At 38.0% G+C, this 14,230-nt stretch carries 13 protein-coding genes; 6 read left to right on the forward strand and 7 right to left on the reverse strand.

All coding sequences use genetic code 11. The features are described from left to right. Nucleotides 1-30: 30 nt before the first annotated feature. The 4 genes from BUB91_RS08815 to BUB91_RS08830 all read right to left on the reverse strand — a co-directional run bounded on the left by BUB91_RS08815 (nucleotide 31) and on the right by BUB91_RS08830 (nucleotide 2,791). A complete protein-coding gene (locus BUB91_RS08815; RefSeq protein ID WP_073098877.1) occupies nucleotides 31-789 on the reverse strand; it encodes a LytR/AlgR family response regulator transcription factor in 759 nt (252 codons plus the stop codon). Nucleotides 790-833: 44 nt separating this feature from the next. After that, entirely contained in the window at nucleotides 834-1,148 is a 315-nt protein-coding gene (locus BUB91_RS08820; protein ID WP_073098878.1) for a 2TM domain-containing protein, read from the reverse strand. 101 nt (nucleotides 1,149-1,249) lie between these two features. After that, on the reverse strand, nucleotides 1,250-2,590 hold the full coding sequence (locus BUB91_RS08825) for a 2TM domain-containing protein (protein ID WP_073098879.1): 1,341 nt from the start codon (nucleotides 2,588-2,590) through the stop codon (nucleotides 1,250-1,252). A gap of 9 nt (nucleotides 2,591-2,599) precedes the next feature. Then, nucleotides 2,600-2,791, reverse strand: coding sequence for a hypothetical protein (locus BUB91_RS08830; RefSeq protein ID WP_073098880.1), 192 nt, complete (start codon nucleotides 2,789-2,791; stop codon nucleotides 2,600-2,602). Nucleotides 2,792-2,986: 195 nt separating this feature from the next. Between BUB91_RS08830 and BUB91_RS08835 the strand changes: the two genes are divergently transcribed. The 3 genes from BUB91_RS08835 (at nucleotide 2,987) to BUB91_RS08845 (ending at nucleotide 8,590) form a co-directional block, all read left to right on the forward strand. Then, nucleotides 2,987-6,655, forward strand: coding sequence for a bifunctional metallophosphoesterase/BamA family protein (locus tag BUB91_RS08835; RefSeq protein ID WP_073098881.1), 3,669 nt, complete (start codon nucleotides 2,987-2,989; stop codon nucleotides 6,653-6,655). A gap of 129 nt (nucleotides 6,656-6,784) precedes the next feature. Beyond that, the gene (locus BUB91_RS08840) at nucleotides 6,785-8,203 is read left to right on the forward strand and encodes an MBL fold metallo-hydrolase (protein WP_073098882.1); all 1,419 of its coding nucleotides are present in this window, start codon (nucleotides 6,785-6,787) and stop codon (nucleotides 8,201-8,203) included. A gap of 3 nt (nucleotides 8,204-8,206) precedes the next feature. Further along, nucleotides 8,207-8,590: a rhodanese-like domain-containing protein gene (locus tag BUB91_RS08845; protein WP_083557890.1), complete on the forward strand. Its 384-nt coding sequence runs from the start codon at nucleotides 8,207-8,209 to the stop codon at nucleotides 8,588-8,590. A gap of 54 nt (nucleotides 8,591-8,644) precedes the next feature. Here BUB91_RS08845 and BUB91_RS08850 read toward each other — a convergent pair whose 3' ends face one another. Beyond that, entirely contained in the window at nucleotides 8,645-9,010 is a 366-nt protein-coding gene (locus tag BUB91_RS08850) for a winged helix-turn-helix transcriptional regulator (protein WP_073098883.1), read from the reverse strand. Between the two features lie 133 nt (nucleotides 9,011-9,143). Here BUB91_RS08850 and BUB91_RS08855 point away from each other — a divergent pair, with 133 nt between their 5' ends. Then, complete coding sequence (locus BUB91_RS08855) at nucleotides 9,144-10,031, forward strand: SDR family oxidoreductase (RefSeq protein WP_073098884.1); 888 nt, start codon at nucleotides 9,144-9,146, stop codon at nucleotides 10,029-10,031. Nucleotides 10,032-10,089: 58 nt separating this feature from the next. Here BUB91_RS08855 and rpiA read toward each other — a convergent pair whose 3' ends face one another. Both rpiA and BUB91_RS08865 read right to left on the reverse strand, forming a co-directional pair. Continuing rightward, the gene (rpiA, locus tag BUB91_RS08860; protein ID WP_073098885.1) at nucleotides 10,090-10,767 is read right to left on the reverse strand and encodes a ribose-5-phosphate isomerase RpiA; all 678 of its coding nucleotides are present in this window, start codon (nucleotides 10,765-10,767) and stop codon (nucleotides 10,090-10,092) included. 39 nt (nucleotides 10,768-10,806) lie between these two features. After that, a complete protein-coding gene (locus BUB91_RS08865) occupies nucleotides 10,807-11,388 on the reverse strand; it encodes a nucleotidyltransferase family protein (protein ID WP_073098886.1) in 582 nt (193 codons plus the stop codon). 146 nt (nucleotides 11,389-11,534) lie between these two features. On the opposite strand from BUB91_RS08865, the gene BUB91_RS08870 reads away from it, so the two are divergent. Further along, nucleotides 11,535-11,996 (forward strand): (2Fe-2S)-binding protein, encoded by a 462-nt coding sequence (locus BUB91_RS08870; protein ID WP_073098887.1) that lies wholly within the window; start codon nucleotides 11,535-11,537, stop codon nucleotides 11,994-11,996. Between the two features lie 10 nt (nucleotides 11,997-12,006). Beyond that, the gene (locus BUB91_RS08875; protein ID WP_073098888.1) at nucleotides 12,007-14,163 is read left to right on the forward strand and encodes a xanthine dehydrogenase family protein molybdopterin-binding subunit; all 2,157 of its coding nucleotides are present in this window, start codon (nucleotides 12,007-12,009) and stop codon (nucleotides 14,161-14,163) included. Nucleotides 14,164-14,230 lie beyond the last annotated feature (67 nt).

A 14,230-nucleotide genomic window follows, 5' to 3' on the forward strand; every position in this document is an offset into this window, starting at 1 on the left:
ATTTAGATCTCAATCATCGAGTAAAATTTCTTAAGAAAGCCAGAATTTAAAATCTTTTACGCGCTCGCGACTCACTATAATTTCAAGATCATCACAAGCCTGTAATTTAACTTGTAATCGCGAATTGGTGTAGCTTATAATATCACGAATGGAATTTACATTCACAAAATACTTACGGCTCACCCTGAAGAATACATCGGGTTGTAATTCTCCTTCTAAAATTTCTAGAGTAGTGTCTAATAAATAATCTCGTTTATCAGTTGTACGAGCATAAGTCCCTTTATTCTCACTGTAAAAACAGACCACATCATCCACATTAATCATCTTAAGATGCTGCCCTATTTTTACGGTAAAACGCTTTTTATAATCGCGCTCAACCGGATTGACCCCTAGAAGTTTACGAATGTCCTCAAAATTGAGTTTAACATCACTAGAAGCAGGCTGTTGTTTTTTAAACTTAGTAACAGCAGCCTCAAGCTCTTCATCATCTATAGGCTTGAGCAAATAGTCAATACTGTTCAATTTAAAAGCCTGCAACGCATACTCATCATAAGCCGTGGTAAAAATAATTGCACTGGTAACTGCTACCCCATCAAAGATCTCAAAAGACAAACCATCACTTAATTGAATATCTAGAAATATAAGATCTGGATGCGTGTTATTTGAAAACCATTCTACCGCCTCTTCTACTGAGTGCAATTGAGCCAAAACATTTAAATCTAAAGTTTCAAGCATTCTGGTAAGTCTGCGTGCTGCCGGTTTTTCATCTTCAATAACCAGTACGTTCATTTTCTAATTGTATTTAATTTTTAGTTATTATAAATATTTAAAATCTATTCCCAACGCCCCATATTAGAATGTGATTTTTCATCACGCTCCATAAACTCTTTAATTTTACGTTCTTCCCATTCTCTGCTTACAAAAGGGTTCCAGTTAAAAGCTTTTGCTGCCTGAAAGACCAAACCTATCCCCCAGCCAAATGCAGCCCATAAAAACCAAGGGTAGCGCAAACTATCTGTATAATAATTTAGGATTGCCAGAGCTCCAATAATTACAAAATAACTGATTAAACTTGTGTAAAATTTCTTGATGTGGCCTACGCGTTCTTTAGCTTCTAAGTAGCGATTCTCTTTATCAAAATTTTCCATTTTTAAAGTTCTTTAATGATTAATACTGAAACAAATTTGGTGAGAATTACTGTTTCAATAAATTCTTACTAACTCACCTGTCATTTTTTTAGACTGAACTGTTACCGCTTTTGTTCTTGATCATTCATAATCTCACGAATCTTACGCGCTTCCCAGTCTCTCCCTAAAAACGGATTCCATTTAAAAACTTCTGCTCCGTGAAAGAACACGCCTAATCCCCAACCCAATGCCGGGAAAATCGCCCACGGAAAGGAAGTCGTAAAGAAGTTGAGAATAACCAGACCAGTAATCACTATACAATATACCGTTAGGTGTATATAAAAGCTTTTAAGTTGTTCTACGTGTTCTTTAGCAAGCGCATATTTCTTGTCTGTAAGGTACTGTTCTGTATTCATAACTGCTGATTTTAGTTGACGGGTTAACTTGGGTATTTTGATTATAAATTCTGATTCTGTTTGTTGAATTTGGAGCCTTCTGGAGGTAAGTAAAGCATAGCGCTGTTTGATATTAATGAGCCCTACTCCGCTACCTTTGGTCATAATCTTTTTAGGCTGTAGATTATTGCGTACAACCAGATTGCCTTCTTCTTCTTCAATGCTAATATGTAGTTTATGATTACCGCTTACCACATTATGTTTTACCGCATTTTCTAGCAAAAGCTGTAAAGATAGCGGCACAACTCGTGCTTGGGGATGGATTACTTCCGCAGGCATATTAAAAATAATACTGTCTTCATAACGCATTTTTAAAAGCGTCATATAGGTTTTGGCAAAGGCTAGTTCCTCATCTAAGGTGACCAACTCTTTATTTTTTTGTTCTAAAACATAGCGATAAACCTTAGATAAAGAAGTGGTAAACTTCTGAGCCTGTGCAGGATTTTCTTCAATAAGACTGGTAAGTACATTCAAACTATTGAATAAAAAATGAGGATCTAACTGATTTTTTAATGCATCAAACTGTGCCGAAGCTGTACCAGCGATAATTTTCTGCTCCTTTACCTGACTTTCTTTTTTGTATTTGTAGTAGAAAAAGAAATAGAAGATCGCATTACAAACGAGCGCAATAAACAGCGGCATCCAGTAATCTATAAACTTCTCGTCACTTATGAATTCTAAAAAAGAAAACTCCTTTAATACACAAATTATAAAGACTCTGATAAAAAATACACTTATGGCAGTAACTATTAAACTCGCCGGTATAGCTCTAGCTAAGTGTTTTGAAGAATAAAGCCTGATCTTATTACTAAAGTAGAAATATCTAAAAACAGCCATATTTGCCATATATAGCACTACTGAATACAGCATACTGATCCCAAAATCTTCTGCGAGCCTTTTATTAAAATAAAGCGGATTACCGCCTCCCAAATGAATCAATAAAAAAACTGTATAGATCGCTACACCTACAATACAAGCTTTACCAAATTCCTTAAAAAAAGTATTCATAAAAAAGGTTTATAGTAGGCAATCTTCAGAACTCTCTACTGATTTAAAGGTATTACAATCTGAATAATTACTGTACATCTTGCAGCTTTGAACGTTTACTTGTTCAACAATCTGTTTGTTAGATGCCCTTTGCTCTTGATTAGGGAGCGTCATTGCCAGAGATACGGCAATCTTAAATACCCAGATTAATACCCGCGTCATAATGCTATTTTTTGATTAGATGCTTCAAAGATGAAAACAGATGCTTCTTTTATATAAAAAGACTTACTCAATTGTCAATTTTTGATACCCAACTGTAAACAGATTACCTAGAAGTGAGAACGTTAACAATCACACAAAAACTTTTGACGCGCTGCAGATTTAATATTTTTGCCTTTATAACCTACACCCCATTTCATGCAAAAACAAAAACTACAGTATTCTATATCAATAGTTTTTACGCTCATATTTTTATACTCTTGTGCGAGTAAACGCACCCAATACAGAAATAAACAGCATACTTTAACTCAAGTAAAACAAGACACTTCTAAATATAAAAGTGTCTTTCTATTAGGAAATTTAGGTTCCGGTAAAAACGGCCCTAACGACGCTTTGATTCAAGCTTTTGACAGCCTTCAAAATAAAAATGCAAAAGAGGATGATTACTTGATGATTTTAGGTGATAACGTATATGCCAATAAACTTACCGAAGATAATAACGAAGAACAACTGAAGCACCTCGTACAGTTAGTCAAAGATTTTAAAGGAAAAACGCTGATTATCCCCGGAGAAAACGACTGGAATGATAAAGGTGTTGAAGGACTCGAAAAGATTGAAGATTACATCGAAGAGAAAATGGGTAAAGACAATCATTTTCAACCCGAAAATGGCTGCCCTATTGAAACCATAACTGTTGATGATGAAACCGAAATCATCATCATAGACTCGCAGTGGTATATTGAAGACTGGAGCAAACACCCTGGTTTTAATGACAAATGTGCTATAAAAACGCGAACGCAATTTTTAACAATACTCAAAGATGAAGCGCGTAAAGCGCGACATAAAAACGTATTGCTCGTAATGCATCACCCACTTTTTTCTAACGGGATTTACGGCGGTGAGATGAGTATGCGTTCGTTTTACAGACCATCGGCAGAAAATGCGTATGTACCCGTAGTAGGTTTTTTATGGGGCTTTGCAAGAACACAAGGTGGAATTTCTAAGCAAGATCAATTCAACCCATTGATGAATGAATTGATGAGCGAGATCAAAACAATGGCTATTGGCTTGCCACGGCTCTTTGTACTTTCGGCGCACGAGCGCTCCATGCAGTATATCGAAAATGAAAATATTCGCCAAATCATATCAGGAACCGGTAGTAAAACAGAATATGTCCGCTTAGGAAAAGACGGACTTTTTGCTTCAGTACAACCGGGATTTTCAGAATTGAGATTGTTTGAGGATGGTTTGTCTACCGTTCATTTTTACAGTTTAGATAAAGAAAACAAGCTTTCAGTAAGCTTTGCTAAAGAAAGCTATGCAAAACCGGAACCTTATTCCTTAGATTCTTTACAAGAAAACATTCCACAGTCAAAAAAAGCAAGTATCTACCCAAAAGAACTTGTTGAAGTCACTGCAGAATATGAAAAAAAATGGGGAAAGCATTACCGCTACTTATATGGCCTAGAAATCGATGCGCCAACGGTACTTTTAGATACCCTATATGGCGGTCTTATGGTAGAACGTGCTGGCGGTGGTAATCAAACCCAATCTTTACGACTGATTGATGCAGACGATCGTGAATACAATATGCGTGCTTTGGCAAAAGATCCGTTGGCATTTTTAAAAGCATCAGGTTACGATGACTTGGATGCACAAGAGTATTTTGAAGGAACTTTACCTGCGAGACTTATAGAGGATTTTTATACCGCTTCACATCCTTACGGTGCATTTGCTATCCCCAGATTGGCCGGAGCAGCAGATCTCAACCACACGCATCCTAAAGTCTTTTATGTACCTAAACAAAGAACACTGGGTGACTTCAATAAGACACACGGAGATCGCCTCTATATGATTGTAGAGAAGCCAGACGATGATTTTAACGGCACCCATATGTTTGGGTTTAATGAAGATGTAGAAAGTACCGCAGATCTTTTTGAAAAAATTCGCGAGGATGAGAAAAATCAAGTTGCAGAGCAAGAATACATCAGAGCACGGGTTTTTGATATGCTTGTTGGTGACTGGGACCGTCACGAAGATCAATGGCGTTGGGCAGCGCGTAAAGATGCAAATGATGTGTACACTTATATCGCCATTCCGCGAGATCGTGATCAGGTGTTCTCTAAGTTTGACGGGAAGATTATAAAAATGATGCAGAAGTTTATGGCAGGCACCCGCGAACTCGGTAACTACGGTGCGGACATTGAATTTATAGAAAAGTTCAGTGAGAGTGCGATTAATCTTGATCGTGCTGTGCTTCAGCAAACAACTAAACAAAACTGGCTTGATGCGGTTTATTATCTTCAAGAAAATATTACTCCTGAAGTTGTAAGTAAGGCTTTTAGTGAGATGCCTGTGGAAATTCAAAATGAAGATTGGAAACAATTGCAAGAGGATTTGCTAGCGCGAAAAGCAAACTTAAAAGCTATCATTGAACGGTATTACAAATACTACATCAGGTTTCAAACCTTGAAAGGAACCGATAAGGATGATCATTTTTACATAACCCGAAACGAAGACGGTACAACCCAAATTAAAGCTTTTCGCATTAAGGATGGTGAAGACGAAACAATGCTTTTTGACCGCATTTTTAATCCGGAAGAAACTGAAGAAATCTGGATTTATGGTCTGGATGATGATGATGTTTTTACGACATTAGGTACGGCCAAATCAAAAATTAAACTAGTTATTGCCGGTGGTCAGGATGACGACACGTATGATCTTAAAAATGGAAATAACTTAACGGTTTATGATCAACCAGATGGTAATAAAGTTAAAGAGAATAATGCTGCGCGTTTGCGCTTTAGTAGTGTATATGAGAATCATATTTATGACTCAGAACGCCTTCCTGATGAAGCTAAAAAAATAGGTTTAGAATTGCCTTATAATCCAGATTGGGGAGTAGCGCCTCATTTGCGTTTTGCACGACAAAAATTAGGTTTTGAACGCAATCCGTTCACCTCACAATTTGTTCTGGATGCTCAATATTTTTCGTTAACGCAAGCAGCAATTTTTAAAGGTGAAGTGCATTTTGCAAATATTTTTCCGGAGTGGAATTTTAAAATCTCAGGTCTCGCGACCACAAATAATTACACGGAGAACTTTTTTGGTTTTGGGAATGAGACCTCAAATACAGCTTCAAATTTTGATGTAAACCGTATCAGTATGCAAAAATTTGAAGCTGGAACAGGTGTGTATTACAACGGTGAATATGGCAGTTCATTTGCAACAGATATTGCATATCAGAATTACCAACTTGATTCATCACTTCAATTAAACAATCCTAATAATCTGAATAACAAATATTATTTAACTTTAAATGCTATTTATTCCTACAAGAGCATTGACGACTCAAAATTTCCTACAAGAGGAATGCTTTTTGAAGCTTCTGGTTTTTATAGTGATGATTTGAGTAACTCTGAAACAGTTTTTGCCGCAGACCCAAAAATCACTTTTTGGAACGCGATAGACAGTTCTCGGGATCTGGTTTTAAAAACACAGATCGATGGTCAATTGAGATTTGGTAATACCATTCCATTTTATCAGGCAGCGCAGCTGGGTGGAAATTCTGGTTTAAGAAGTTACCGTTTAGGAAGGTTTACCGCTGACCAAGCACTTCGTGCTTCCGCAGATATTTTATATCAGTTTAAACCTTTAAAAACTGCCATTTTCCCGATTCGTTCTAACATTTTTGCCGGCTATGATTTGGGGAGAATTTGGCTTAATGAAGAGTCTTCAAAAGTATGGCATGACAGCTACGGGGGCGGACTCAATTTTAGTGTAGGAGGATTCTTCAGCAGCAGTCTGGGATACTTCACCGGGGATGAAGGTGGCCGTTTTCAGTTTGCAATAAAGTTTGGTGTTTAGTTTTTAGTTCTATCATTCATCTATGTAACTTCTGTTACTGCTACACTGCGTAAGGTGTCTTATCTTTGTTGCATAAATGATCCTGAACTTAGCCTCAAAACCCGCTATCAAGATCGTAAATTTTGAATTATGAATATAGAACAGATATACACCGGTTGTTTAGCTCAGGGAGCTTATTATATAGAAAGTGAAGGCGAAGTTGCCGTTATTGACCCTTTACGTGAAGTTAAACCTTATATGGATCGCGCTGTGGCTGACAATGCGAACATCAAATATATTTTTGAGACGCATTTTCACGCAGATTTTGTGAGCGGTCACGTGACATTGGCTAAAGAAACCGGAGCCTCTATTGTTTACGGTCCTAAAGCAAACCCAGCTTTTGAAGCCATTATCGCAACAGACAATCAAGAATTTAAATTGGGGAACATCACAATAAAAGTGTTGCACACTCCGGGACACACAATGGAGAGCACTACCTACTTACTTATTGATGAAAATGGAAAAGATCACGCGATCTTTAGCGGTGACACCTTGTTTCTTGGAGATGTGGGTAGGCCAGATTTGGCTCAAAAAGCTAAAGAACTTACACAAGAAGATCTTGCCGGTTTTTTATACAACAGCTTACGCGAAAAAATCATGCCTTTGGCTGATGATGTGATCGTTTATCCTGCACACGGAGCGGGTTCTGCTTGCGGAAAAAATATGAGTAAAGAAACAGTTGATACGCTGGGGAATCAGAAAAAAACCAATTATGCGTTACGCGCAGATATGACTAAAGATGAGTTCATCAAAGAAGTAACAGATGGGTTGTTACCGCCTCCCTCCTATTTTCCGTTGAATGTGAAAATGAACAAGGAAGGCTACGATGATATTGACGAGGTTTTAGAACGCGGTACACAAGCCTTATCACCAGATGCTTTTGAAACCGCTGCTAATGAAACCGGCGCCGTAATTCTTGATGTGCGTAAAGCAGGAGATTTTGCAAAAGGGCATATTCCGAGATCTATATTCATTGGTATAGACGGTGGTTTTGCACCGTGGGTTGGAGCGCTTATCGCCGATACGGAACAACCTATTTTATTGGTTGCTGATGAAGGGCGTGAAGAAGAAACCATCACCCGTTTATCTCGTGTAGGTTTTGACGGAACTATAGGATACCTAAAAGGTGGGTTTAAATCCTGGAAGGCTGCAGGAAAACAAACCGACTCGGTTAAATCTGTTCCGGCAAGCGAATTAGAAAAAGCTGTGAAAACTGATAAAGATACACCTGTATTTGATGTACGTAAGCCGGGAGAATTTGAATCTGAACATCTTGAGGTGGCTGAAAGCACACCGCTGGATTACATCAACAAGCATCTAAGTGACTTTCCGGAGAAAGAAGATTTTTATATGCATTGCGCAGGTGGATACCGCAGCATGATTGCAGCTAGTATTCTAAAAAGTCGTGGTATACACAATCTCATTGATGTACAAGGTGGTTATAAAGCAATCAAAGAGACAGAACTTCCCAGAACAAACTTTGTTTGCCCGTCAACTCTAAAAAAATAGACTATGAAATTGGTTTTATCTCTAATTTTCATCTCGTTATTCAGCTTTCAAACACAAGCTCAGGGCTTAAAATATCAGATCTTAGATAAAGTAAGTTTTGCTGATAGCTTAAAATCGAAACAAGTCCTTTTGATAGATGTGCGTAGACCTGAAGAATTTGAAGCCGGAAAAATTGAAAATGCTCAAAATATCAATGTGCTAGAACCAGAAAATTTCAATATAGAAATTGAAAAATTAGACAAATCAAAACCGATTTATATTTATTGCAGATCGGGTAACCGCAGTGGCAAAGCTGCGCAGATTATGCAAGATGCCGGTTTTACTAAGATTTTCGATTTAGAAGGCGGCTATCTCAACTGGACTGCAGACGAGCAACCCGAAGACTGATTGCCCCTACTAACCTAAATAGTAAAAGCTCAGGAGAAAATTCTTTTGAGCTTTTTAGCGTTTATACACCGCTCTCGATTCTTCAATAGCACCAAAATTGGTATTCGCCCATTGCACCAGATTTTGAATGTGTGGCAAAAGTGATGCCCCACGCGTACTCAATTTGTATTCTACTCTGGGGGGAATTTCAGGATATTGGGTTCTGATTATTAAACCATCTGCTTCTAGTGATTTAAGTGTCACGGCGAGCATTTTTTGCGAAATGCCATTAATCGCTTTATGTAATTCATTAAAACGCATTACAGCAGCTTCATCAAGCAATAGTAAAACAAGAGTAGACCATTTATCTCCAAAACGGTCGAGCACGTTACGCACCGGACAATTTGCAACATCTGCATATTTTTCTAAAATATTTTCCATTTTAATTCATTGAGTTTCAACTAAACTAACTTCCAAGTAAGTGAACTACATTCTAGTAAGTTCTTTCAAGGATGACATATAACAACTATCTTTACTTACCAAAAGTAAGCTAATAACTTAAATATATAAAATTATGAGTAAATACTTAATTACCGGAGCAACCGGTGAACTAGGAAGCAGCGCTATAACACATTTATCAAAGAGTGTTCATGCATCAGAAATAGCAGTATTAGTTCGTGATGCTGAAAGTAAAAAAGCTAAATCCTATAAAGAAAAAGGCCATGAATTAAAAGTGGCTGATTATGATAATAAAGAAGCGTTGGTAGCAGCCTTTAAAAACATTGACGCGCTTTACTTTGTTTCGGGAAGTGATATTCCTTCGCGCGAATCGCAACATAAAAATGTAATTGAAGCTGCAAAAGAAGCCGCTGTAAAACACATTGTTTATACGAGTGCCGGTAGAAAAGATGATTCGCAGAATTCTCCTGTAGCTATGATTATGGATGCGCATATCAAAACCGAAAATTGGTTAAAAGAATCTGGTCTTGATTATACGATCTTAAGACATAATTTATATGCTGAAGTAGTACCGATGTTTTTAGGTGAAAAAGAAGCGCTTCTGGGGTCTAAAACAGTATTTCTTCCTACCGAAGCAGGAAAAACGAGATTCGCATTGCGAGATGATCTAGCAGAAGCCGGTATGCATGTTCTTAAAAATTATAAAAACCACGCCAATAAAATTTATACTTTAAATGGCCCTGAAGCAATTGATTTTGCAGCAATTGCTTCAATTTTAACTAAAATTACAACTGAAGAAATTGCTTTTGTTTCTCCAGATGTAGAAACCTTTAAATCTACTATGACGTCTTATGCTGTTCCTGAAGAAGCAATAGATATGATGCTGGTTTTCTCTTTGGGAATTGCTGCTGGTGAATTCAATTCTGAATCAAATGATCTTGAAGTATTATTGGGTAGAAAACCAAAAGCAATCTCTGAATTATTGGAGCAAGTTTATAGCTAAGCATTAAAAAATTGCAAAAAAAAGCTATCAAATTTCTGATAGCTTTTTTTTTGTTTTATCATCTACGTTCCTTAACCTCAGGACCTCCTTCTTTTCCCACGATTATTAGACTGGTGGTATCCAGAAAAAGTCCGGTTTCTACCACTCCGGGAATCTTCAATAATTTTGATTCTAAAGCTTGTAAATCTTCGGTTCTAAAAATATCGATATCAATAATATTGTTGTTCTCATCTGTACGATATGGGTCACCTCCTCGCATACGTTGCACGGGTTGTAATCCTTCTGTCTCTAAATAAGCTAAGATTTGTTTGGTTGCAAACGGAATCACTTCAACCGGAAGTTTAAAAGCTCCCAACTTCTGAACTTCTTTTCTGCTGTCTGCAATAATGATATTGAATTTAGTATTCCAAGCCAGAATCTTTTCGCGCAGCAAAGCTCCACCACCACCTTTGATCAATTGAAATTTTTCATCAAACTCATCTGCACCGTCAATGGTAACGTCAATTTTATCAATCGCATCGAGAGCGACAATTTTAATCCCTAATTCTTTTGCCAGTTTTTCGGTAGCTTCTGATGAAGGTACACACGTCAGGTTCATTCCGTCAGCAACAAGTTTGCCCACGGCTTCTATCATATGTTTTGCGGTAGAACCCGTACCAAGGCCCACGACCATAGTGTCTTTTATATACTTTACAGCTTCTAGCGCAGCTTGCTTTTTTTCCTGATCGGCAGTCATTGTCTTAATCTTATGGTGGTTTAGCGTTTAAAAATAAGTTTATTTTTTCAGCAAACGGGCATAATCTTCAGGAGTATCTATATCCTGTAGTTTATCTTGGGCATCAAGCGCAATTACCGTTTCATCAGTCGCATTCAATAAAATTTTAGCTCCTCGATCTCCTTTTAGATTGATTAGCTCTTTAAAATAAGCCTTCGGAAAAACCGCCGGAACTCCATTTTTAGTCCCGTAATCTGAAGCTACACATTTGTTTGTATGCTTTACTGAAGTTTCAATAAGCAGGTTTAAATAGGCGGTATCTGTTTTAGGTTGATCTGCAAGCATAACTAATATCGAGTCAAAATCCATCAACTGAATATTTTCGACACCACAAGCAATACTACTGCTCAAACCATCTTGCCAGTTTTTATTCTGAATAAAAACAATCGCTTCAGTTATACTTTTCTGTATTCTTGTAGAACGTGCTCCCAGCACACAAAAAACCTGCTCTGCAATTGAATTTTTAGCATGTCTAATTGCATGTTGTAATAAAGTACTATTTCCGTAGGGCAACAGTTGTTTTATTTCTCCCATTCTGGTTGAATTCCCTGCGGCGAGTATGAGTATTGCTGTTTTTGTCATTTGTAATAGATTCTATAAAACTAACTAAATACCTAGAAATACAACCCTATACTTATGATATCCTTTTTTGAACCAGTATAAATAAGGTTTTCATAAATAAAATACATTAAGATTTTATTAACTTGACACAAACAAAAAACTTTGCGATGCCGGTATATAATTTAATGGTTAACGGTAAATCCCTAAGTGTCCAAGCCGAACCGGACACGCCGTTATTATGGGTTTTAAGAGATGAACTGAACTTAGTTGGAACTAAATTTGGCTGTGGAATCGGTCAATGCGGAGCATGTACAGTTCATATTGATGGCACTGCAACGCGGAGTTGTCTACTTCAAATCAGTTCACTAGAAGAAGTAAAAATCACAACCATAGAAGGTCTTTCTGAAGATGGCTCGCATCCTGTTCAGGTTGCATGGAAAGAAAATGACGTCCCACAATGCGGATATTGCCAGGCTGGTCAAATAATGACCGCTGCATCTTTTTTAAACACCAACACTACGCCTTCACAATCTGAAATACGCGAAGCGATGAGTGGTAATCTTTGCCGTTGCGCATCTTATAACCGTATAGAAAAAGCTGTAGCTGATGCTGCAGAAAAACTCGCCTAAAACCTGCGTTATGAAAAAACAGATAAAAAATACTTTTAGCAGACGTGGATTTATACGCACTTCTGCCCTTGCCAGTGGCGGTATGTTGATAGGCTTTAATTTTTTAACGGCTTGCAAAGACGAGGTAAAGCCTCCGGTAGATATCGCAAACCTCAATTTTAATGACTTCAACGCCTATATAAAAATTGCAGACAACGGGTATGTAACCATTTTTTCACCCAATCCCGAAATTGGTCAAGGTGTAAAAACTTCGATGCCAATGATTGTAGCCGAAGAATTAGATGTGCCGTGGGAGCATGTGCATGTAGAGCAAGCCGGTCTGGATACTGATAAATACCGCGGGCAGGTAGCCGGTGGTAGTCAGTCTATTCGTCAAAACTGGGATGTCTTGCGTCAAACCGGAGCTACTGCAAAACAAATGCTTGTAAATGCAGCGGCGGCCAAATGGCAAATTGACGCTTCTGAAGTATCTGCAAAAGATGGGATAATCACAAGCAAGTCTGGCGAGACACTGGGCTATGGGGATGTTGTTAAAGAAGCTGCAGCTCTTGAAGTTCCGGAAAATGTAACATTAAAAGAGCCTAAAGATTTCAAAATAATAGGTAATGATGCTTTAAACGTTGATCTGAATAAAATCGTAACCGGGAAACCGCTTTTTGGACTGGATTATAAAAAAGACGGTATGCTTATAGCTTCTGTGATGCGCCCTCCTGCTTTTGGTCAGACCTTAAAAGGTTTTGATGATACCGAAACTCGAAAAATAAACGGTGTTATTGATGTGGTTCAGTTTGGTGATAAAATTGCTGTCTTAGCTAAAAACACATGGTCTGCTATGAAAGGTAAAAAAGTCTTAAAAGCAAACTGGGAAGACAACGCTTTAGAAAGTACTGAGAAACACAACGAACTTCTATTAGGATTACTCAATAGTTCTGAAGGTGAAGTTCGCAGAGAAGATGGTAACGTAGACAAAGCTTTTGCGGAAGCGGATCGGATAATTGATCGTATTTATGAATCTCCATTTTTACCGCATAACTGTATGGAACCGATGAATTTTTATGCAGATGTAACATCTGATAAAATACAGTTAGCGGGACCTATTCAAACACCTGAAGGCACTGCTAACCGTGTAGCTAACTTACTAAATCGTGCCCCAGAAGAAGTGGAAGTAGAATTGACTCGTATGGGTGGAGGTTTTGGACGCAGACTGTATGGAGATTTTGCTCTTGAAGCAGCCGAAATTTCAAATAAAGCCGGCAAACCGGTTAAACTTGTTTATTCGCGTGAAGATGATATGAACGCCGGAATCTTTAGACCTGCAATCAAATATCGTATTTCCGCAGCTTTAAAAGATGGGAAAGTAACCGGTTATAAGTTGAAAGAAGCTGCCATAAACAGCAACATGTATGGACTGATTCCTAATTTCTTTCCGGCAGGTGCTATTCCTAATCTAAAGATTGAAAGCGCTAATTATCAAAGTAATATTACAACCGGTGCGTGGCGCGCACCCTATACGAACTTTCTTGCATTTGCTGAACAAAGTTTTTTTGATGAAGTAGCAGAAGCTTTAAATCAGGATCCTGTTCAGCTCCGTCTGGATTTACTAGACAATGTAGATGAAGGTGCAGATGATCGTATTGAATATTCTGCTTCCAGAATGAAAGAAGTCATCAAATTAGCTGCAGAAAAAGGAGATTGGAACAACACGCCAGAAGGAATTTACAAAGGTTTTTCTGCTTATTACAGTCACAACACGCACGTAGCAGAAGTTACTGAAATCAGCATTCAAAACGGAAAGCCAAAAGTAGAACGCGTTACTGCTGCCGTAGATTGTGGGATTGTGATCAACCCGACAGGAGCTAACAATCAGGTTGTAGGTGGAGTTCTTGACGGAATTGGTCACGCAATGTATGGTGATTTTACATTTGATGCCGGAAAACCTTCCGCAAGTAATTTTGACACCTATCGATTAATAAGAATGAATGAAACGCCAAAAGTTGCGGTTCATTTTATTGATAGTGAAATAGCCCCCACCGGATTGGGAGAACCCGGACTTCCTCCAGCGGGCGGTGCGGTTGCAAATGCTATCAAGGCTGCAACAGGCAAGCGTTTATTAAAACAACCCTTCACAAAATACCTTGCAGAAACTGAAAGCGAAGTAATAGGATAACCTGCAATAAGATTTTACAAATAGGCCTCTTTGTAATTCAACAAAGAGGCTTTTTAATTTATTAATT

This window comes from Leeuwenhoekiella marinoflava DSM 3653 (assembly GCF_900129005.1).
Lineage (GTDB): Bacteria > Bacteroidota > Bacteroidia > Flavobacteriales > Flavobacteriaceae > Leeuwenhoekiella > Leeuwenhoekiella marinoflava.

What these genes read in the sequence shown, in the direction of transcription:
- BUB91_RS08820 (WP_073098878.1), bottom strand. Translation starts at nt 1,148, where the DNA reads ATGGAAAATTTTGATAAAGAGAATCGCTACTTAGAAGCTAAAGAACGC.
- BUB91_RS08830 (WP_073098880.1), bottom strand. Translation starts at nt 2,791, where the DNA reads ATGACGCGGGTATTAATCTGGGTATTTAAGATTGCCGTATCTCTGGCA.
- BUB91_RS08815 (WP_073098877.1), bottom strand. Translation starts at nt 789, where the DNA reads ATGAACGTACTGGTTATTGAAGATGAAAAACCGGCAGCACGCAGACTT.
- rpiA (WP_073098885.1), bottom strand. Translation starts at nt 10,767, where the DNA reads ATGACTGCCGATCAGGAAAAAAAGCAAGCTGCGCTAGAAGCTGTAAAG.
- BUB91_RS08875 (WP_073098888.1), top strand. Translation starts at nt 12,007, where the DNA reads ATGAAAAAACAGATAAAAAATACTTTTAGCAGACGTGGATTTATACGC.
- BUB91_RS08840 (WP_073098882.1), top strand. Translation starts at nt 6,785, where the DNA reads ATGAATATAGAACAGATATACACCGGTTGTTTAGCTCAGGGAGCTTAT.
- BUB91_RS08845 (WP_083557890.1), top strand. Translation starts at nt 8,207, where the DNA reads ATGAAATTGGTTTTATCTCTAATTTTCATCTCGTTATTCAGCTTTCAA.
- BUB91_RS08855 (WP_073098884.1), top strand. Translation starts at nt 9,144, where the DNA reads ATGAGTAAATACTTAATTACCGGAGCAACCGGTGAACTAGGAAGCAGC.
- BUB91_RS08865 (WP_073098886.1), bottom strand. Translation starts at nt 11,388, where the DNA reads ATGACAAAAACAGCAATACTCATACTCGCCGCAGGGAATTCAACCAGA.
- BUB91_RS08835 (WP_073098881.1), top strand. Translation starts at nt 2,987, where the DNA reads ATGCAAAAACAAAAACTACAGTATTCTATATCAATAGTTTTTACGCTC.
- BUB91_RS08825 (WP_073098879.1), bottom strand. Translation starts at nt 2,590, where the DNA reads ATGAATACTTTTTTTAAGGAATTTGGTAAAGCTTGTATTGTAGGTGTA.
- BUB91_RS08850 (WP_073098883.1), bottom strand. Translation starts at nt 9,010, where the DNA reads ATGGAAAATATTTTAGAAAAATATGCAGATGTTGCAAATTGTCCGGTG.
- BUB91_RS08870 (WP_073098887.1), top strand. Translation starts at nt 11,535, where the DNA reads ATGCCGGTATATAATTTAATGGTTAACGGTAAATCCCTAAGTGTCCAA.